The 18995-nt window shown below is 53.4% G+C and carries 22 protein-coding genes; 15 read left to right on the top strand and 7 right to left on the bottom strand.

Annotation, left to right across the window (positions count from 1 at the left end):
• Positions 1 to 9 precede the first annotated feature (9 nt).
• Complete coding sequence (gene pyrE, locus LMED105_RS03055) at positions 10 to 714, top strand: orotate phosphoribosyltransferase (RefSeq protein ID WP_008248074.1); 705 nt, start codon at positions 10 to 12, stop codon at positions 712 to 714.
• A gap of 65 nt (positions 715 to 779) precedes the next feature.
• Here pyrE and LMED105_RS03050 read toward each other — a convergent pair whose 3' ends face one another.
• From LMED105_RS03050 to LMED105_RS03030, 5 genes are read right to left on the bottom strand one after another with little or no spacing between them, the layout of a single operon-like run.
• The gene (locus LMED105_RS03050; RefSeq protein WP_008248072.1) at positions 780 to 1064 is read right to left on the bottom strand and encodes a YbeD family protein; all 285 of its coding nucleotides are present in this window, start codon (positions 1062 to 1064) and stop codon (positions 780 to 782) included.
• A gap of 3 nt (positions 1065 to 1067) precedes the next feature.
• Positions 1068 to 2261: a D-alanyl-D-alanine carboxypeptidase family protein gene (locus LMED105_RS03045; RefSeq protein ID WP_008248070.1), complete on the bottom strand. Its 1194-nt coding sequence runs from the start codon at positions 2259 to 2261 to the stop codon at positions 1068 to 1070.
• Positions 2262 to 2307: 46 nt separating this feature from the next.
• Complete coding sequence (locus LMED105_RS03040; protein ID WP_008248068.1) at positions 2308 to 2946, bottom strand: alpha/beta hydrolase; 639 nt, start codon at positions 2944 to 2946, stop codon at positions 2308 to 2310.
• Entirely contained in the window at positions 2943 to 3254 is a 312-nt protein-coding gene (locus LMED105_RS03035; protein ID WP_008248065.1) for a ferredoxin, read from the bottom strand. The genes LMED105_RS03040 and LMED105_RS03035 overlap by 4 nt, the downstream gene beginning before the upstream one ends.
• A 40-nt stretch (positions 3255 to 3294) precedes the next feature.
• Positions 3295 to 4440, bottom strand: coding sequence for a VanZ family protein (locus LMED105_RS03030; protein WP_083797078.1), 1146 nt, complete (start codon positions 4438 to 4440; stop codon positions 3295 to 3297).
• A gap of 46 nt (positions 4441 to 4486) precedes the next feature.
• Here LMED105_RS03030 and LMED105_RS03025 point away from each other — a divergent pair, with 46 nt between their 5' ends.
• From LMED105_RS03025 to LMED105_RS03015, 3 genes are read left to right on the top strand one after another with little or no spacing between them, the layout of a single operon-like run.
• Positions 4487 to 5281 carry a biotin--[acetyl-CoA-carboxylase] ligase gene (locus LMED105_RS03025; RefSeq protein WP_008248062.1) on the top strand — a complete coding sequence of 265 codons (795 nt, stop codon included), beginning with the start codon at positions 4487 to 4489 and terminating at the stop codon, positions 5279 to 5281.
• Entirely contained in the window at positions 5278 to 6096 is an 819-nt protein-coding gene (locus LMED105_RS03020; protein WP_008248061.1) for a type III pantothenate kinase, read from the top strand. Before LMED105_RS03025 ends, LMED105_RS03020 begins: the two co-directional genes overlap by 4 nt.
• Complete coding sequence (locus tag LMED105_RS03015) at positions 6093 to 6824, top strand: hypothetical protein (protein ID WP_008248059.1); 732 nt, start codon at positions 6093 to 6095, stop codon at positions 6822 to 6824. The genes LMED105_RS03020 and LMED105_RS03015 overlap by 4 nt, the downstream gene beginning before the upstream one ends.
• Before the next feature lies 1 nt (position 6825).
• On the opposite strand, the gene LMED105_RS03010 is transcribed toward LMED105_RS03015, so the two are convergent.
• Positions 6826 to 7923: a class I SAM-dependent methyltransferase gene (locus LMED105_RS03010; RefSeq protein WP_008248057.1), complete on the bottom strand. Its 1098-nt coding sequence runs from the start codon at positions 7921 to 7923 to the stop codon at positions 6826 to 6828.
• A gap of 122 nt (positions 7924 to 8045) precedes the next feature.
• Between LMED105_RS03010 and LMED105_RS03005 the strand changes: the two genes are divergently transcribed.
• The 3 genes from LMED105_RS03005 to ttcA are packed head-to-tail and all read left to right on the top strand — an operon-like array spanning position 8046 to position 10087.
• Entirely contained in the window at positions 8046 to 8810 is a 765-nt protein-coding gene (locus tag LMED105_RS03005) for an SDR family oxidoreductase (RefSeq protein WP_008248055.1), read from the top strand.
• Positions 8807 to 9199: a dihydroneopterin aldolase gene (locus LMED105_RS03000; RefSeq protein ID WP_008248053.1), complete on the top strand. Its 393-nt coding sequence runs from the start codon at positions 8807 to 8809 to the stop codon at positions 9197 to 9199. The genes LMED105_RS03005 and LMED105_RS03000 overlap by 4 nt, the downstream gene beginning before the upstream one ends.
• 15 nt (positions 9200 to 9214) lie before the next feature.
• Entirely contained in the window at positions 9215 to 10087 is an 873-nt protein-coding gene (gene ttcA, locus LMED105_RS02995; RefSeq protein WP_008248047.1) for a tRNA 2-thiocytidine(32) synthetase TtcA, read from the top strand.
• Positions 10088 to 10134: 47 nt separating this feature from the next.
• Here ttcA and ilvA read toward each other — a convergent pair whose 3' ends face one another.
• Positions 10135 to 11655, bottom strand: coding sequence for a threonine ammonia-lyase, biosynthetic (ilvA, locus tag LMED105_RS02990; protein ID WP_008248045.1), 1521 nt, complete (start codon positions 11653 to 11655; stop codon positions 10135 to 10137).
• A 174-nt stretch (positions 11656 to 11829) separates the two neighbouring features.
• On the opposite strand from ilvA, the gene LMED105_RS02985 reads away from it, so the two are divergent.
• From LMED105_RS02985 to LMED105_RS02950, 8 genes are all read left to right on the top strand, one after another.
• The gene (locus LMED105_RS02985; protein ID WP_040512258.1) at positions 11830 to 12408 is read left to right on the top strand and encodes an SPOR domain-containing protein; all 579 of its coding nucleotides are present in this window, start codon (positions 11830 to 11832) and stop codon (positions 12406 to 12408) included.
• A gap of 4 nt (positions 12409 to 12412) precedes the next feature.
• Positions 12413 to 13054 carry a thiol:disulfide interchange protein DsbA/DsbL gene (locus LMED105_RS02980; protein ID WP_008248039.1) on the top strand — a complete coding sequence of 214 codons (642 nt, stop codon included), beginning with the start codon at positions 12413 to 12415 and terminating at the stop codon, positions 13052 to 13054.
• 15 nt (positions 13055 to 13069) lie between these two features.
• A complete protein-coding gene (locus LMED105_RS02975; protein ID WP_008248038.1) occupies positions 13070 to 14068 on the top strand; it encodes a septal ring lytic transglycosylase RlpA family protein in 999 nt (332 codons plus the stop codon).
• 57 nt (positions 14069 to 14125) lie between these two features.
• A complete protein-coding gene (gene hslV, locus LMED105_RS02970) occupies positions 14126 to 14689 on the top strand; it encodes an ATP-dependent protease subunit HslV (RefSeq protein WP_008248037.1) in 564 nt (187 codons plus the stop codon).
• A 4-nt stretch (positions 14690 to 14693) separates the two neighbouring features.
• The gene (hslU, locus tag LMED105_RS02965; RefSeq protein WP_008248036.1) at positions 14694 to 16025 is read left to right on the top strand and encodes an ATP-dependent protease ATPase subunit HslU; all 1332 of its coding nucleotides are present in this window, start codon (positions 14694 to 14696) and stop codon (positions 16023 to 16025) included.
• A gap of 87 nt (positions 16026 to 16112) precedes the next feature.
• The gene (argB, locus tag LMED105_RS02960; protein WP_008248035.1) at positions 16113 to 17000 is read left to right on the top strand and encodes an acetylglutamate kinase; all 888 of its coding nucleotides are present in this window, start codon (positions 16113 to 16115) and stop codon (positions 16998 to 17000) included.
• A gap of 56 nt (positions 17001 to 17056) precedes the next feature.
• Positions 17057 to 17710, top strand: coding sequence for a PhaM family polyhydroxyalkanoate granule multifunctional regulatory protein (locus LMED105_RS02955; RefSeq protein WP_008248034.1), 654 nt, complete (start codon positions 17057 to 17059; stop codon positions 17708 to 17710).
• Positions 17711 to 18982, top strand: a complete 1272-nt coding sequence (locus LMED105_RS02950; protein ID WP_008248032.1) for an FIST N-terminal domain-containing protein — start codon at positions 17711 to 17713, stop codon at positions 18980 to 18982.
• The last annotated feature ends 13 nt before the right edge of the window (positions 18983 to 18995 follow it).

Here is an 18995-nt window from a genome sequence, read left to right as displayed (position 1 = left end):
TTTTAGGGATTGATCGTGGTCGATTCAAATCAAAATTTGCAGGTTCTTTCCGACCAGTTTTTGCAGTTTGCGGTCGAAAAGCAGGTGTTGCGCTTTGGCGAATTCAAAACCAAGGCGGGAAGAATGTCGCCGTATTTTTTCAATGCGGGTTTGTTCAACACGGGTTCTTCGTTGCAAAAGCTAAGTGAATTTTACGCACAAACCTTGCTCGAACAAACCGCTGAGCGGGGAATTCAGTTCGACATGTTGTTTGGCCCTGCCTACAAAGGCATTCCTTTGGTGGCGGGTACCACCATGGAAATGGCCCGCCGTGGTCGCGACGTACCTTATGCCTTCAATCGCAAGGAAGCCAAAGACCATGGTGAAGGTGGCTCCCTTGTGGGTGCACCGCTGGAAGGTCGGGTTGTTATTGTCGATGACGTTATTTCGGCAGGAACATCGGTGCGCGAGTCGGTTGAGATCATTCGTGCCAATGGCGCCGAACCTGCGGCGGTCTTGATCGCTCTGGATCGTATGGAGAAAGGCATGCGTGACGGGCAAGACACCCAGCATTCCGCCGTTCAGGAAGTGGAACAACTGTATGGGATCCCGGTGTTGGCCATTGCCAATCTGCAAGACCTGTTGCGCTACTTGCTTACCCGCCAGGCGGCCAATGTTCGCCTTGCCGGCTGGTACGAGAAAGTGAAGGAATATCGCAGCCGTTACGGCGTGTAAGGCCACACACAAAAAAAGCCGCACCATTGAATAACCGGTGCGGCTTTTTTACAAATCAAATCAACTTACAAAACGACTGAAACCAATTCATGCCCGGACAGAGCGCGGTAAATATTGTCCAGTTCGTCTTGGTTGTTCACATAAACATTACAGGTTAGGCTCAAGTAGTTGCCTTTGCTGCTGGGGCGCATGTCCACGCCTGCCACATCAAATCCTGGGCTCATGCTGAGCAACAAATCACAAATGACTTGAGAAAACTCCGGCACATTCTTTCCCATCACCTTGATGGGGAAATGTGTCGGAAATTCAATCAAGCTTTTTTTGTCGTCACCGGGTGTTGCTGTGTTCATTGTTTACTCTTCAAACCACAATTTGGCGGAGTCCACCATGCGGCCAAACAAGCCAGCCTCTTCAACCGTAGACAAGGCCAGCAATGGAACTGTACCAATCGTTTCGCCGTTTAGCGTCAGCTTCAACTTTCCCAGTTCGGTTCCAGCTGGAATTGGGGCGATCAGGGTGCCTTTTTTCTCAACTGTGGCTTTCAATTGTTTGGCCATGCCGCGTGGCACGTTGATCAACAGGTCTTTGTTCACGCCCAGCTTCACTTCCTTGGCTTGTCCTTTGTAAACTTCGCTGGTGCTGATGGCTTGTTTGGCTGAATACAGCTTCACTGTTTCGAACATCTGATAGCCATAATTCATCAACTTCAGGCTTTCCTGGGTGCGCGCCTGGTCTGATGTGGTGCCCAGCACCACCGACAGCAGGCGACGATCCACCCCGTTGGGCAATGTGCGATTGGCCGAGCTGACCAAGCAATAGCCAGCTGATTCAGTGTGGCCGGTTTTCATACCGTCTACGGATGGGTCAATCCACAGCAGGCGGTTTCGGTTCGGTTGGCGAATGCCGTTGTACGTGTATTCCTTGGTGGAATACATTTTCTTGTAGTACTCGGGGAAGTCGGTGATGATTCGCTTGGCCAGAATGCCCAAATCTCGCGCTGTGGTGTAGTGCTGTGGGTCGGGCAAACCCGTGGAGTTTTTGAAATTCGTGTCAGTCAAGCCCAGTCGCTTGGCTTGCTGGTTCATCAGCGTTGCAAAATTGTTTTCATCACCAGCCAGCAGTTCTGCAATCGCACGGCTTGCATCGTTGCCTGATTGCACAATGACACCATATAGCAGCTCTTCAACTGTCACAGGCTTGTTTGGCTCGATAAACATGCGCGAGCCTTCGGCCTTCCAGGCATAGGGTGACACTGGTACTTGCTGATCCATGCGAATTTGTTTGCTTTCAAGTGCAGCAAAAGCCATGTAGGCGGTCATCAGTTTGGTCAGTGATGCGGGGTCGAGGCGTTCGCGGCTGTTGAATTCGGCCAGAGTCTGACCAGTGGTCAGATCGAGCAGCATGTAGCCTTTTGCACCGATTTCCGGTGGAGGTGGCATCACACTGGATTGGGCAGCCGCCTGCGTGGCAACTCCGATACCTAGACCCAGAACCAACGAGAGTTGACCCACATGGCGTTTGAATCGGGAAATTCCTGAATTAAACAAGTAAAAAGCTCCTGTACTAGAAATGGGTGAGGAAACTGGATAGCGTTCAGCTTGGGTAATAACGCACAACCAGCTCTTTGAGTTGAGGCAGTTTGCCGTGAAAAAAATGTTCCACTCCTGGCATGACCATCACCGGCAGGTTTTGTTCACCGGCCCAGCGTAAAACATCTACAAGCGGCACTGTGTCATCGACTTCACCATGAATTACCAGTGTGTTGTCTGGCACTGCAGCTACTTTAAAGCGGCTTGTGGCGGTGCCCACCAGCACCAATTTGCCAATATTCGTTCCGGTCTCGCGCAATCGTTGCGCGCCGTGGCTGGTCACGAAGGCACCGAACGAAAAGCCAGCCATTGCAATCGGCTCGTTCTGTAGTTCAGCCGGTAGCAGTGTGGTGCGTGCCAATTCTGTCAACTGAACCAGGTCGTCTGCCTCGCCTTGTCCGTTGTCGTGCAATCCAGCACTTTGGCCCACACCCCTGAAGTTAAAACGCAGGGTTGTGTAACCCATTTGAAGAAATGCACGGGCCAGTGTTTGTACGACTTTGTTGTCTTTGGTGCCGCCGAATAAGGGGTGGGGGTGTGCAATCACTGCCAGCCCGCGTAGCGGGGTCGCAGGTTCGTCGATCGACACCTCGATCGGGCCGGCCTGGCCAGTCCACAATTCGTGTCGGGTTTTCGGGTTCATGGCAATCGAAGGCGTTCCACAACCTCGCCGCCCACCAAATGAGAGTCAATGATTTCGTCGACGTCTGAAATGTCCACATAGGTGTACCAAACGCCTTCCGGGTACACCACCATCACGGGGCCTTCATCACAGCGATCAAGGCAGCCAGCCTTGTTCATCCGGATTTTTCCCTGCCCATTCAGGCCCAGTTTCTTGATGCGTTCCTTGGCATGCGCGTGCGCAGCAGAGGCATGGCAATCTGCACAGCAGCTCTCGTTGTTGGGACGTTGATTGGTACAAAAGAAAACATGTTTCTCGAAGTAGCTCATGGCTGGGTGAATCCACTTGAATGCTCAGGGTATGGCCCTATTATCGCCGAAAACGTCGCTCGGGCAGGCTCAAAAAGGTCAAAACAGTCAGTGCCAGAATTGGCCACAATTCACTGACCCAACGCCCTGCCTCTTGCAGGCTTCGAAAAATTGCCAGAATACCGCTGCCGGGGTTGCCCAGATCAGGGTCGTATACGCCAGGCAACAACAAAGTAATCAACCAACCGCCCAGCAGATGCAACAGCCCAATGCGGGCCATGTGGTGGGGCAGTACTTGCATCATTGAAATGGTCAGTGCCACTACAAACGCAATCAGCACGCCCAGGCTGTTGGCTTCAAACCACCGCTGACCCAAGTAAGTCCAGGCCGACATTGGTGCCAACACCAGATAGTCAAGCAGCCGAATCAGCAGGGTCAATGCAATCAGCACAATCAGCAGGCGTGTCCGTGGCGAGCCTGCCTGGGTCTGTGCAAGCCCAATCATCCAGGCGCACATTAAAAAACAATAGTTAATGAATGTCGGCGCGATGGTTTCAATTTTCAGTAAAACTTCCAGCGGTATTCCAAATGGTGTGCTGTGCTGCAATGGGCCCGGTATTTCCAGCAGGTTCCCCAGCCAAAGCCCGGTGCTGAAAGTGGGATTCTGTGGCGGCAAAATGCTCAGAAACCACAGGCTGAGCAAGCCCATGCCTATCCACGCGCGCTGAATTAGCCAATGCTCGATTCTGCGGTTCAGCAGTGGCGCTATCCGGTGGTGTGCGGTCACATAAATGCCTGCCAACACACCCAAGACACCTCCAATCGTGTTGGTGGCCAGGTCCATTTTGGAGGGCACGCGGCTTGGCAAAAATGTTTGCATCGATTCAAGCGCGAGCGAGACAAGCGCGCACACCAGCACTACCAGTATTTTGTCAAAAGTACGCGGCTGCCTGTTTAGGCCCAGCAGCATCAGGAAGCCCAGCGGAATGTAGCCCCCAATATTGATAAACACATCGGTCCACAATACTTTTTGATGCACCGGAATCCATGGGCCAAATAAAAACTCAAAGGGCCCAATCCCAATGTGGCGCCAATCGCTGTAGGGAAAAAGGCTGAGGTGGATCACCACGCACGCATACAGGCTGGCAAACATCAGAATCCCCGTGTAGGGGGTTCGTTTCAGTAAGCTGGAATGGATTGGTGGCATGGGGTTGGAGCTACTCCTTGGTTTTGTGTCCCGTTCGGAGGTTAAGATGAGCAAAATTTCGCAACAAGCCCGAAGTGACCTTCATTCGATGTTAACCCAAGCCGATGTGCACTGGATCGAACTCGATTCAGTCGACTCAACAAATGATTACCTGGCCCGCGCTTACCAGCAGGGGCGGATATCGGGCCCTGCTGCCGTGGTGGCGCACATGCAAACTGCTGGCAGGGGGCGAGCTGGGCGGCAATGGCTGGCGCAGCCCGGGGCAGGTTTATGCCTGTCCCTGGGTTTGCCCTTGGCCGGTCAGCAAATGCCTTATTTGCCCTTGTGTGTGGGCGTCGCCGTGGCGCAGGTGCTGGAGCAGTGGAGGGTGCCTGTACAGTTGAAGTGGCCCAATGACTTACTGGCGGATCAGCGGAAACTGGGCGGGGTGTTGTGCGAGTCCTTTCAAACTGGGCAGGGTGCCGTCACGGTGGTGGGTGTGGGGCTGAATATTCATGCGATCGATGTTCCCGAGGCTCTGTCCGGCCGAGGTGCTGCAAGTTTGTCGAATTATTTGTCAACTCCCGATTTGCCCTCTCCGCGTGAGGTTGCCGAGGCGGTAGTGTCCTCGGTTCTGGCTCGAATTGATGCCGCCCGGGTTCAGGGCATCGATGCAATATTTACCGAATTCACTCAACGGGATGCGTGGTTGCACAGCCAAGTGCAAGTCGAGGATCAGGGCGCGGTGTGTTTTGCGGGGGAGGCCATGGGCATTGACCGTCAAGGTTCTTATTTGGTTAACACTGACCAGGGCTTGCGTGCCGTTCATGCCGGTGACTTGTCATTGAGGGCAAGGCCGTGAGCAAACCTGGCAGCTTGATGTGCATCGATGCGGGAAACACTTTGGTGAAGTGGTGTTTGCACGTTGGTGCGAATGTGCGGTTTGAGCAGCCCTCGGCTTTTTTTAGTCGCGCTACGGCAGACTTCAAGCCTTTTTCTGATGCATTCGGCCCAGTGCAAGAACACTTGGCGCCCAGTTTGAATTCGGCGAGTGCCGTGCAGGCGGTGTTGCTGAGTAATGTATTGGGTCCCGATTTTGAACAGGCTGTGCGCGCAATGTGCGAAGGCGCTGGCGTACCCCTGCATGTGCTGGCTGTGAACAGGCATGCTGCGGTTCAGTCGGCTTATGAGAACCCGGCTGCCCTGGGTAAAGACCGCTGGTCGGCATGCATGGCGTTAACCGAGGTGAGTCAGGCCATGGTCAATTTGCTGGTTAGTTTTGGCACAGCCACCACGCTGGATGTAGTGATCAAGAGTACCCATTGGCAGCACTTGGGTGGGTTTATCGTACCGGGGGTTGAAACCATGTTGCACAGCCTGCATTTCAACACGGCTGAATTGCCCAAGGTGCAATTGGGGGGCTTCAGTGAAAAAGCTTGGCCTGTCAGCACGCAGCAGGCCATTGGTCAAGGTGTAGGGCGTATGCAAAAAGCCATGGTTGATTCTGTTGCTGCCCAGTTACAGGATGAACACGGCGTGCCCCCGGCCATCTGGTTGACAGGTGGCTTTGCACCAGCCATGAAAGTCCATTTGCCCAACTCCTCGCTACTTGAACATGCGGTATTCAAAGGCTTGGTGCTTGATTATCGTTTGGCAAAAAAGGGCACTGAAGCATGAATGGTTGGCGGTTTTTGCTTGCACTGTTGCTGCTTGGCAATTTGGCTTTGTTGGGGTTAGGTATTTTTACAAACAACAATGCGCAAAAAGTGATTGACTCTCCTGGCTTGCGCGCTGAGTGGGTTGGTGTAGAACGCCCTTGGGATCAGCCTGTGGAAGTGATTCGTGCGCCGGCGCCAGTCGCCCCTAAAATTGATTTGAAGCAAGGGCAGGCCCAGCTCGATACTGCCATTGAAAACGCGAGCAAACAGGTGTTCGAGAATCCAAAAAGCAATCAGGAATGTTTGTTGTGGGGCCCCTTGTTGCAAAGCGAGTCTGCACGCGTCCAAGAGGCATTGTTGAATTGGGGCGGCGAGACGGATCGGCTCGAGCGCCAAGTACCTGTAGGCTATGTGGTTTACCTGCCTCAAGATATCGTCAACAGTGGTGTGGGTATTGATCAACTGTCGGGCAAGGGTATTACTGACATGTTCTACATCACCACGCCCGGGCCGTTGCAAGGGACGATTTCATTGGGCTTGTTTCGAGATCTGGAAAGGGCAAATGCCCAAAAGGCAGACCTGGCGAGGCGTGGTGTTGAGGGAGTCCAGATTCGGGAGCGGCTGGGTCCAGTGCGCGTGTTTTTTGAGCTCCGCGGTAATGCTCCGCAAATCGAAACCGTGCGCTCTGTGTTTGAGTTGAACAGAAAGGGCGAGCTAAAGTCTTGTGAGTCGTCAGCAGGCGCCTGACTCAAAGGTCTCCGCTTCGGTCCTTGTCCAAAAACACCTGGGCCAACCGCGTTCCTTCGGCGTTCACTCCTTTGCTCCAGCAAATGACCTTGAATGCCTCGCCCATGTCGGCTTCATTGAGCAGGGTATTCAAATTCTGGCGCATCAATGCGCCACGAGTCGGGTGCGTGAATTCAGGTTGTTTTTGCGCCAATTCAAGAATCCCGTGTGCCAATAAAAACTCGCCTTGGTGCGAGTACCCTTCAAGATCGCCGCCGCAGTCAGTCATTGCGTCATAGATCGCGCTGAAGTTGACATGGGCAGTCAGATCCTGCTCCCCAACCTTCACCAAGAAATCATCATGTGCCGTGTGGCGGCTTGTCGCGCGCAAAGTGCCCTTGTTGCGTGTCGGGTGGTAGTACAGGGCCTCATGAAAACCATAATCAATCATCAGCGCCAGACCGTTCAAGCGCTCTGTGATTGTTTTGACCCATGCAGTGCTTTGCTCTGCAATTTCCGATTCGTAGTCCTCAGGCCATGGCCCGTGCGCGGCCTGTAAATTCGAAATAGTGGTGGCGAACACCGGGTCGGCAGGCTTCCATACCCAACGCAGTTCACCGTTCAGGTGTTGTACCCATGCTTCTTGCGGGTTGTCTTTCTGCCATTTGAATCGACGAACCGGAGTGGCGTCCAGCACCTCATTGCCCAAAACTACCCCACCGAGCTCTGTGGGCAATTGTCCCAGCCACCGTACTTTTTGTTCCACTTGCGGGCCATGCAGTGCTTTTAACTTGGCCAATTGCACAGGCTTCAATCCGGCCGACACATCCACAATGTTGTATTGGGTAATTAAATCGCCAGCCGTTTGAAGAATGTCACAAGCCAGTTGCCCGGTTCCAGCTCCAAATTCATACACCACGCCGTTGCACCGTGGCAGCACCTCCCGCAGGGCCTTGCCCAGTGTTTGTCCAAACAGCGGGCTCAATTCCGGGGCGGTAATAAAATCGCCTTGACGACCAAAAATCTGCTCGCCTCTGGCGTAGTAGCCATGTTGGGGGTCATACAGCGCAAATCGCATGAACTCGTCAAAGCGAGTGGCTTGATTAAAATTCGACAGCATGAGGCGGGTCTGGTTTAGAATAGCGGGTTCTTCTTATAAAAATCAAAGCCTTGAAGTAAACCCTTGTTTGCTTGATGGTAGTTTGCTACTGATTTTTTCAGATTCTAACCGATGGCGCACGAATGACACATGCCAATCCACAATATGCCCTGGTAACCGGGGGAGCCAAGCGACTGGGCAAAGCCATCTCGCTTGAACTGGCGCGCGCCGGTTGGTCTATTGTGCTGCATTGCCGTTCATCACTGGCAGAGGCTCGTGACACCGCGGCTCAAATTGAAGCGCTGGGCGTGCACTGCGTGGTGGTTCAGGCCGATCTTGAAAAGCCCGGCGAAGTTGAAACGCTGTTTGACGCCGCTGAAAAAGCGGGCCCAATTCGGTGTGTTGTCAACAACGCCTCGTTGTTTGAATTTGACTCTGGCGAAACTTTTCAGCCCGAGCTATTTCACCGACACATGGCTTCCAACCTTGCTGCACCCATTCAGTTGGCCAAGCGTTTGTATCAGCATGTGCCCGACAATGAGCAGGCGGTGGTGGTGAATTTGCTGGATCAGAAACTAAAGAACCTGAATCCTGACTTTCTCAGCTACACGCTGACCAAAGCCGGGCTTGAAACAGCCACAACCATGCTGGCCATGGAATTGGCCCCGAAAGTGCGTGTGGTGGGTGTGGCCCCCGGTCTTACCTTGATTTCACACCTGCAAACTGATGCGCAATTCGAGAGTACCCACCGAATTTCGCCCTTGAACAAATCTTCCGAGCCCCAGGACATCGCCAACACGGTGCTGTTTCTGGTGCAAAGCCGCGCAATTACTGGCACCACCATTCTTGTGGACGGTGGGCAGCATTTGGTGCCCATGGCGCGCGATTTCAGCATGATGACACCATGACAGACTGGTTTTTTGATCCCCGCCTTGCCGACTGCCGGCGCGTATTCATACGCGATTTCGACGTGTCTGCCGCCATTGGCGTATTTCCCCAGGAATTGGGTCGCACGCAGGCCGTGCGCATCAATATCGACTTCTGGGTGAAATGCGCGTCCACACCATCCGAGCGCGATTTGCTGGTCGATGTGGTCGATTACGACTTTGTTCGCCCTGGTATTCATGGCCTGATTCAATCCGGCCACATCGGTTTGCTTGAAACCTTGGTCGACAAAACCCTGGCGCTGGTGCTTGAGCATCCCAAGGTGGTGGCCGCCCGTGTCCGCGCTGAAAAATCCGAGGTTTACCCCGACTGCGAATCCGCAGGCGTCGAGGTATTCCGCTTCAAATCCTAGAAAGCCGTTTTAATCATGCAAACCATCACGATTTTTCCCAACAAGGCCGAACAAAAAGAAGCCTTCGAATTCAACAAGCTCGAAAAACGTCTCACCAAACAAGTGGGTCAGGCCATAGCCGACTTCAATATGATTGAAGAAGGTGACAAGGTCATGGTGTGTGTATCAGGTGGCAAAGACAGCTATGGTTTGCTCGATATTTTGTTGCTGCTGCGTCAACGTGCGCCCATCAACTTTGATATCGTCGCCGTGAACCTCGATCAGAAACAGCCAGGCTTTCCCGAAGAAGTTTTGCCCAATTATTTGCGCAGCATCAATGTGTCATTCCACATTGAGGAACAAGACACCTATTCAATTGTGAAACGCGTCATTCCTGAGGGCAAAACTACCTGTTCCCTGTGCTCGCGTTTGCGTCGCGGTATTTTGTACCGCGTGGCGTCTGAACTTGGTGCTACCAAAGTGGCTTTGGGTCATCACAAGGACGATATCTTGCAAACCTTGTTGCTGAACCTGTTTTACGGCGGTCGCATGAAAGGCATGCCGCCCAAACTGGTCAGCGACAACGGAGAGCACACCATCATTCGCCCCTTGGCCTATTGCCGAGAAAGCGATTTGGCGCGATACGCTGAGGAAAAGAGCTTCCCGATTATTCCGTGCAACCTGTGCGGCAGTCAGGAAAACCTGAAGCGAAAGGAAATGGCTGCGTTGCTCAAGCAGTGGGAAAAACACAACCCGCGCTGGATCGCCAATCTTTTCACCTCCTTGTCCACTGTCGTGCCCTCGCACCTCATGGATCGCAAGCTGTTTCCGTTTGAAACCATTCGCCCCGGCGCTGTGCTTGAAGACGGGGCCGGCGACAAGGCGTTTGATGCAGATGACGAGTGCTAAGCTAAGCAAGCACCTTCATCGCAACTACTTCGCACTGGCGCTCGGTTTTACTTCAAAAACAGTTTGTACGCCGGGTTCTCGGTTTCATTCACCGCCGGGTAGCCAAGTTGTTTCACAAACTTGTCGAATTCAGCGTGGTCAGCAGGTGGAACCTGAATACCCACCAAAATACGGCCATAGTCAGCGCCATGGTTTCTGTAGTGAAACAGACTGATGTTCCAGCCCGGGTTCAATGCGGTTAAAAATTTTGTCAGTGCGCCGGGGCGTTCCGGAAATTCAAAGCGGTACACCAATTCATGGTCAGCCAGGTTTGACCGCCCGCCCACCATGTGGCGCAAATGCAGCTTCGCCATTTCATCGTCAGTCAGGTTCAGTGCATCAAAACCCGATGCAATAAAGCGTTGCTGCAATTCATCGGCCTGTGCCCGGTTTCCAATCTGAATGCCCACGAAAATATTGGCTTTCGTGGAGTCTGACATTCTGTAGTTGAACTCAGTCACATTGGTGGGGCCCAGCAAGTCGCAAAACTTCCGGAAGCTGCCGCGTTCTTCCGGCACAGTGATCGCAAAAATCGCCTCGCGTTGCTCGCCGACCTCTGCGCGTTCTGCCACAAAGCGAAGGCGATCGAAATTCATGTTGGCGCCACAAGAAATCGCGATCAGTGTTTGATTCTGCAGGCCCATCTCGGCGGCATATTGTTTCAAGCCAGCCACTGCCAGCGCACCTGCCGGTTCCAGAATGCTGCGCGTGTCCTGAAACACGTCTTTAATGGCAGCGCAGGCCTCGTCGGTGGTCACGCGCACAATGCCGTCGACATACTTTTCGCACAGTCGGAACGTTTCTTCTCCCACCAGTTTCACTGCGGTTCCATCGGAAAACAAACCCACTTCCGCCAGCGTGACGCGTTTGTGCTGTTCCATGCTCTGCGCCATCGCGTCAGAGTCCACGGTTTGTACACCAATAATCTTGATGTCCGGGCGCAACTGTTTCACATAAGCGCCTACGCCGGCAGCCAGGCCACCGCCGCCTATTGCAATAAAAATGGCGTGTATCGGGCCTTGGTGCTGGCGCAAAATTTCCATGCCCACAGTGCCCTGGCCCGCAATTACATCAGGGTCATCAAAGGGGTGCACAAAGGTCAGGCTTTTGGCTTGAGCCAGCTCTGCGGCATGCCCGGCAGCGTCGCTGTAGCTCTCACCAAACAGCACCACATTCACCCAGTCGCCACCAAAACGTTTCACGGCATCAATTTTCAGCGCTGGCGTGGTGGTAGGCATCACAATGGTGGCCAGGCATTTCATTTTGGCCGCAGAAAGCGCAACGCCCTGGGCATGGTTGCCAGCGGAGGCAGCAATCACGCCACGTTCCAGTTGTATCGGGCTAAGGTGGGCCATCTTGTTGTAGGCACCACGCAGCTTGAAACTGAACACCTCTTGCATGTCTTCACGTTTGAGCAGCACCTCATTGGCAGTGCGAACGGACAGGGAGTGGGCGCGTTCCAATGGCGTTTCAATGGCCACGTCGTAAACCTTGGCAGTCAGTATGCGTTTTAGATAGTCAAGACCCACAAAGCACCTATTTATTGCAGATTTTTAAGCAAATTTCGAGCTTTTGCCCATGAAGGCTACACTTTACAGCATGAGGGCAATCCCAAAAGCCGGCTTGCGCGTTTGGGTCGCATCTGCAGGTCGCCTTCGGGCATAATTTAGGCTCAGTTTCTCAAGGACAGGTTCAAACCCCCAATGGCATCTACAAAATCATCAAAATCCAAAGCGAAACCTCAAGTTAGAAAATCTCTTGGCAATACCATTCCCGCTTTTGTGTTCGGTATGGTGTTCGGGCTTTTGATTGCGTTGGGTGTTGCTTTGTTTGTGAGCAAGTCCCAACTGCCATTCTCCGGTGCTGAAACCCAGGGTGCGGTGCCCAATGTGTCGCCCGGTCCAGGCAATAGCCCGCCTGATCCTAACAGCGCTATTTACGGCAAAGCCAATGTCAACCAAGGCAATGTGGTCACCATCGATCCTTTTCAGCAAGGTACGGAACCTCAGGCCGGTGACGCCACTCAAACTGATCAAATTGAACCTGTGGCCCAAACCATTTACTTTCTGCAATTGGGCAGTTTTCGCAATCGTGAAGACGCTGAACAATTGCGGGCTCAACTCGCGTTTGTGGGCACTGAATCCGAAATTGCCGTGGGCGAGGTCAACGGCAATGTTGTAAACCGCGTTCGTGTGGGGCCATTTGGCAGTGCGAACGAAGCCTACCAGGCCCGAATCCCCCTGACGAAAGGCGGATTCGAGGCAACTGTGGTTAAGGAGTAAAAAAATGAAGCGTCGTGAATTGATTCAAAGTGCCGTGGCCCTGGGCCTGGCGAGTGCTTTCGGTGGTGTATCCCCAGCCTTTGCCCAAGATGCCGGCGCGTTCCGAAAAGTCCGTCGGGAAGTTCCCCGCTCTACTCCGGGCAAAATCGATGTGGTCGAATTTTTCTGGTACGGCTGCATTCACTGCTACAACTTTGAGCCCAAGGTCAATGCTTGGTACAAAAAGCTGCCCAGTGACGTCGTATTCACGAAAATCCCGATCGCTTACCAAAGCCAGCGTGTCAACTTCCAGGGGCATCAGCGCCTGTACTACACACTCGAAGCCATGGGTAAGCTCGACATGGCACACAGCAAAGTGTTCGAAGCCATGCACAAAGACAAAAAGCAGTTGGCCAACGACGAACAAATTTTCGATTTTGCCGAATCGATTGGTTTGAAACGCGAGGAATTCGCCAATGTATTCAAGTCATTTGGCGTCAACGCAAAATGTGCCCAAGCCAAAACGATTTTCGAAGCGTACGGTGCCGACGGTGTTCCAACGTTGGGGATTGATGGAAAATTCTTCACCTCCGCATCCATCGCGGGTTCCGAAGACAATGCAATTCGTGTTGCCGAAGCCTTGATTCGACGACAGCGTCAAGCCTAAACTGCTGGGGGAACAATGAAGGAGGCCTCTATGCACAGTGGTGTGATCCGGTTTATTGCGTATGCGTCACTGTCATTGATTCTTGCCGCTTGCTCCAGTGTTCCTCTGGACAAACCCGTTTCGCCGCCGCCGGCAAAAACGGTGGCCAAGCCATCCGCACCGCCCCCTGTCAAACATGAAAACTGGGAGCCGGCACCTCAGGGCGGTGGTTACTACCTGGACGATGGCCCGGGCGATTTGCGTCCAGCCAATCTGGATAACTTACCATCGGCCACCCCACAGCTTGAACCCATTGCAATCCGCAACACCCGGCCCTACACCGTGATGGGGCAAAGTTTTACACCACAAACATCACTTGAAGAGCCCTACAGTCAGAAAGGGCGGGCCAGTTGGTATGGCAAGAAGTTCCATGGCGCGAAAACCGCCAATGGTGAAATTTACGACATGCACCAAATGACAGCTGCGCACCCAACCTTGCCTTTGCCCAGTTATGCCAAAGTCACCAATCTGGCCAACGGCAAGTCAGTCATTGTTCGCGTTAACGACCGTGGGCCTTTTTTGCGTGGTCGAATTATTGATCTCAGCTACGCGGCTGCCTATCAGCTCGATTACATCAAGCAGGGCAGCGCTGAGGTGCTGGTCGAGAAAATGACACCAGATGCAATCGCTCAGTACCATGCTGAAAAAAATGGCGCCGTGGTGGGCAAGAATGGTGTGCAGGTAGAACAGGTTGCGCTTAACAACGCCTCCACACTCGTGCCTGTCCATCGAACACCCTTGTATCTTCAAATTGGTGCTTTCGGCAACAAAAACAATGCGGAGGCCTTGGTGTCGCAAGTGTCCTCCAATCACGAGGCGTTTGGCAAAGTCAGCCAGATCCTTTCTGAATCGGGGGTTCACCGCGTTTTGGTGGGCCCATTCAGCAGTATTGATCAAGCCAACGAGGCCGCAATCGAACTTAGCGCCTTTGTACAGGTTCAGCCGGTTATCAAACAAGACTTGATCCTGCCCTGATTGCCCCCATATCGGGACATCGGCGCACCAAGCGCAACCCCCAATTAAAGGAAAGGCATGGAGCAATATCACGGCACCACCATATTGTCAGTACGCAGAGGAAAGCACGTCGCGCTGGGTGGCGATGGGCAAGTAACACTCGGGCATATCGTGGTCAAAGGTTCGGCCCGCAAAGTCCGGCGTCTTCATCACAACAAAATTCTGGCGGGTTTCGCCGGCGGTACGGCTGACGCGTTCACGCTGTTTGAGCATTTTGAAGCTCAACTAGAGAAGCATCAGGGGCATTTGTTGCGTGCCGCAGTCGAGCTTGCCAAAGAATGGCGCACTGACCGTATGCTTCGCAGGCTTGAGGCCATGCTGGCGGTTGCCGACGAAAATCATTCCCTGATTATCACCGGTAACGGCGACGTACTCGAGCCCGAACAAGGGCTGGTTGCGATCGGCAGCGGGGGCGCCTATGCGCATTCTGCTGCGAAAGCCTTGCTGGAAAACACCGAGCTGTTGCCTGAAGAAATTGTCAAGAAATCCCTGACCATTGCGGGCGAACTCTGTATTTACACCAATCAACATCACACCATTGAAGTGTTGGGTGCTCCCGAAGCATCTGGCAGCAAAGGTTAACAACATGACTCAACTTACACCTTCAAATATTGTTGAAGAACTCAACAAGAACATCGTTGGCCAAGATGCCGCCAAGCGAGCTGTCGCGGTTGCACTTCGCAACCGCTGGCGTCGCATGCAGGTGCCCATGCCCCTGCGTCAGGAAATTACACCCAAAAATATTCTGATGATCGGCCCAACCGGCGTGGGTAAAACAGAAATCGCACGTCGCCTGGCCAAGTTGGCCAACGCGCCTTTCATCAAGATTGAAGCCACCAAATTCACTGAAGTGGGTTATGTGGGGCGCGATGTAGACACCATCATTCGTGACCTGATTGAAATAGCCTTGAAACAGGTTCGGGAAGAGGCGCAGCTTGGCGTGGTCGAAGAAGCCAAGTCTGCTGCGTTTGATCGGGTGCTGGATGCGCTGCTGCCCCCTGCGCGCGATTTCGGTTTCACCGAGAAAGCCCCTGAGCCCGATGAGAACCGCACCCGAATTCGTTTTCGAGAAAAGTTGTTCGCTGGCGAACTTGACGACAAGGAAATCGAGATTGAGGTGGCTGCAGCGTCACCTTCGCTAGATGTTGTCGGCCCGCCCGGCATGGAAGAACTCACCGGGCAATTACAGTCCATGTTTCAGAATATTTCTGGCGGCAAGAAAAAGCTGCGGAAAATGAAAGTTGCCGAGGCGCTCAAGGCGATTCAGGATGAAGAGGCCGCCAAGCGCGTGAATGAGGAAGAAGTGCGAGCCAAGGCAATAGCCAGGGTAGAACAGGACGGAATCGTATTTCTCGATGAAATCGACAAGATTGCGACCAAGGCCGATGGGCGAGGCACCGATGTTTCACGCCAGGGCGTTCAGCGCGATTTGCTGCCGCTGGTGGAGGGCACCACGGTCAACACCAAGTACGGCATGATTAAGACAGATCACATCCTCTTTGTGGCCAGTGGCGCCTTCCACTTGTCGCGTCCTTCCGATCTCATTCCTGAGCTGCAGGGGCGCTTCCCGATTCGGGTTGAGCTGGAGTCATTGACCGTTGATGATTTCAAACGAATCCTGACAAGCACCGATGCTTGTCTTACCGAGCAGTACAAAGCCCTGTTGGCGACGGATGGCGTCGAGCTCGAGTTCACCGACGAAGGCGTTCGCAGGTTGGCCGAAATCGCATTCACCGTGAACGAGAAAACCGAGAATATCGGAGCGCGTCGCTTGTACACCGTCATGGAGCGTCTTCTCGAAGAGGTGGCATTCGAGGCCGATGGTCAACCCAGACCAGTGAAAATCACAGCCGAGTTTGTCGACTCCCGTCTCGGCGAGGCGGCCAAATCTGAGGATCTTGCCCAATTCATTCTCTAGAATCCGTCGATCGGCATTCTCGCCACCGTTGTCCGGGTAGATTCGCTTTAAAATGCATTTTGTGCCCTGTTTCTACCCGGACAACTCATGACCACAGACAATCTAACCTCCGCAATCAAAGCCAAAGTTCTGTCCGAGGCCTTGCCCTACATCCGCCGCTTTCATGGCAAAACAGTGGTGGTCAAGTACGGCGGCAACGCGATGACTGATGTCAATCTGCAAAAATCCTTCGCTCACGATGTCGTCTTGCTCAAGCTGGTGGGTATCAATCCCATTGTAGTGCATGGGGGTGGTCCCCAAATTGATGAAGCCTTGCGCCGCATTGGCAAACAAGGCACCTTCATTCAAGGCATGCGTGTTACCGACGAAGAAACCATGGAAGTGGTGGAGTGGGTTTTGGGTGGTCAGGTACAGCAAGACATCGTCATGATGATTAACGAGCATGGCGGCAAGGCAGTGGGCCTGACGGGCAAGGACGGTGGGCTGATTCAGGCTCGCAAAATGAAGCTGGCGGACAAAAGCGAACCAGGCAAGTTCCACGACATTGGCTTCGTGGGCGAAATCGCATCCATCGACCCTGCCATTGTGAAGGCCTTGCAAGACGACGCCTTTATTCCTGTCATCTCACCGATTGGCTTTGGTGAAGACGGCATGGCCTACAACATCAATGCCGACCTCGTGGCCGGTAAAATTGCCGAAATCCTGAAGGCTGAAAAACTCATCATGATGACGAATACCCCAGGGGTTTTGGACAAAGATGGTAAGTTGCTCACAGGCCTGACCGCCAAACGAATTGATGAATTGTTCGAAGATGGCACCATTTCGGGCGGAATGCTGCCCAAGTTGTCTTCTGCGATTGAGGCAGCGAAAAGCGGAGTAAACTCAGTTCACGTGGTAGATGGCCGTGTTCCTCACTGCCTTCTGCTTGAAATTCTGACAGACCAGGGCGTGGGCACCATGATTCGCAGTCACTGAGTTCCCGTTTACTGAGCTGCTCAGCAGGGCAATCCGCGTCAAACGCAGGGGGAAGCATGTCGAACAAAAGAATACCCAATTTGTCGGTCACCGATGGATTTGATTTTGTAAAAAAAATCTGGGGAAGTTTGCCTATCCCCAGCGTGATGAATCCAACCACCGATCTCGATGAGCTCGACAAGCGCATCTCCGATCTTAAAGCTGTTGAACAGTGGTTGAATGTCAACCTCAGTATGCTTCGGGCCACCATCCAGGGGCTGGAAGTGCAGCGCGGCACCATCGCCACCATAAAGTCCTTCAGTTCGAATCTTGGTCTGGGTGGTGACCGGGCCAGCGATGTTAATCAAGCCGTGAACGAGGAAATCATCCGAAATGCCATGCAGGCTGCGGTGGCTCCGCCACCCGTACCTCGTGTAGAGCCGGTTGCGCCCAAAATTCCCGATCCTGAGCCAGCCGCTACCACACCAAGCGATGCAGCGGCCCAGGAGTCCTCAAAGGCCATTGTTTCAAATGCCACTGCCTGGTGGGGTCTGCTTCAAGACCAATTCAACAAAGTGGTTGCCACCGCAGCCATGACAGGTTCTGGGGCTGATGTTAGCCCCGATGATGCTGAACCATCCAAAAAACCAGTTAAACCCAAAGCCAAGCGCGCGGCTACGCCTCGCAAGAAAACTTCAAGCAGCACCCGCCCCGCGCGCACAAGGACCTAGATGTTTCGTTTTGGCCACGCCACACACCCCAACTGGAGAGAAGCACTTGAACTCGTGTTGGTGCAACTCGAAGGCCAAATGCAACTGGAGCAGTTCGCAAGCGACATTTCCCGGCCACAAAAGCTGGGTTTGATTTACGCCACAGAAGCCTTCGCCGAGAGCATGCCGCAAATTCTTCATGGGTTGCGCCAGAGAACGGGTATCAAAGAATGGGTTGGCGGGTTGGCGCCCGGTGTGTGCAGCAGTGGTGTTGAGTATTACCAAGAGCCGGCACTGGCCGTCATGTTGATGGAGTTCCCTGCCGATTCTGCGCGCGTTTTTTCAGGCAAATTGCCATTGCCCAAGCCAGGTACAGTTACCGCTTCGGGGCGGGACGCCATGCACTCCGCGCTAATCCACATCGATCCGCTGACTGAGGACATTGACGATCTGCTTGATGATCTGTCGCTCAAAGTCAGTACTCGCCAAATTTTTGGTGGTCTGGTCTGCGCTGGTACAGCCAATACCCACATTGCGCTTGAACCTCTTTCCGGTGGTGTGTCAGGTGTGGTGTTTGCCAGTGGTTTACCCATCGAGGTACGCATGACTCAGGGCGTTCAAGTGGTGGGCGTCGAGCATGAAATTACTGGGCTTCGAGGTAATTTTGTCGAAGAACTTGATGGTTTGCCCGCGCTAGATGTGTTGCTCGCAGATTTGGGTCTACAGCCCGATTCGGACGAAGGCGATCCCGCAAGCCAGGCCGCCGAGGTGTTGGCCAAACGTTTTGCACATGGCCTGTTTGTGGGGTTAACAGACCGGGCACTTGCCGAATCTATTGCGTTAAAAGGTTATACGGCTGGCCGCTCCGAGGCGCATCAGTTGAAAGTACGTCCTGTGGTCGGCATGGATCCGAACAAAAAATCCTTGGCGGTAGCTGAAGACTTCAAGTTAGGTGATCGCCTGTCTTTCTGCACCCGCGATGAGAATTCCGCTCGGGTCGACTTGACGCGAATGTGCGCTGAACTGCGCGAAGATCTGGACGCACCTGCACCCAAACTCAATGAACTTCAGGCTGCCGGTTTTTCTGGAATCCATTCTCAGCGCAAACCTCGTGGCGCAGTGTACATTGCTTGCAATGGGCGGGGTGCCGCATTGTTCGGACTGCAGGGCGTCGAGCAGCAAATTGTCCGAGAACAATTGGGGGACATTCCTCTTATAGGTTTCTCAGCAAACGGTGAAATTTTCCGTGGAGCCCTGTACGGTTACACCGGTGTCCTGGCCTTATTTTTTTAAATTTGATTATTGA

This window comes from Limnobacter sp. MED105 (genome assembly GCF_000170915.1).
GTDB lineage: Bacteria > Pseudomonadota > Gammaproteobacteria > Burkholderiales > Burkholderiaceae_B > Limnobacter.
Note: the sequence above shows the minus strand (reverse complement) of the source record. Positions and strands in the feature narration are given on the sequence as shown.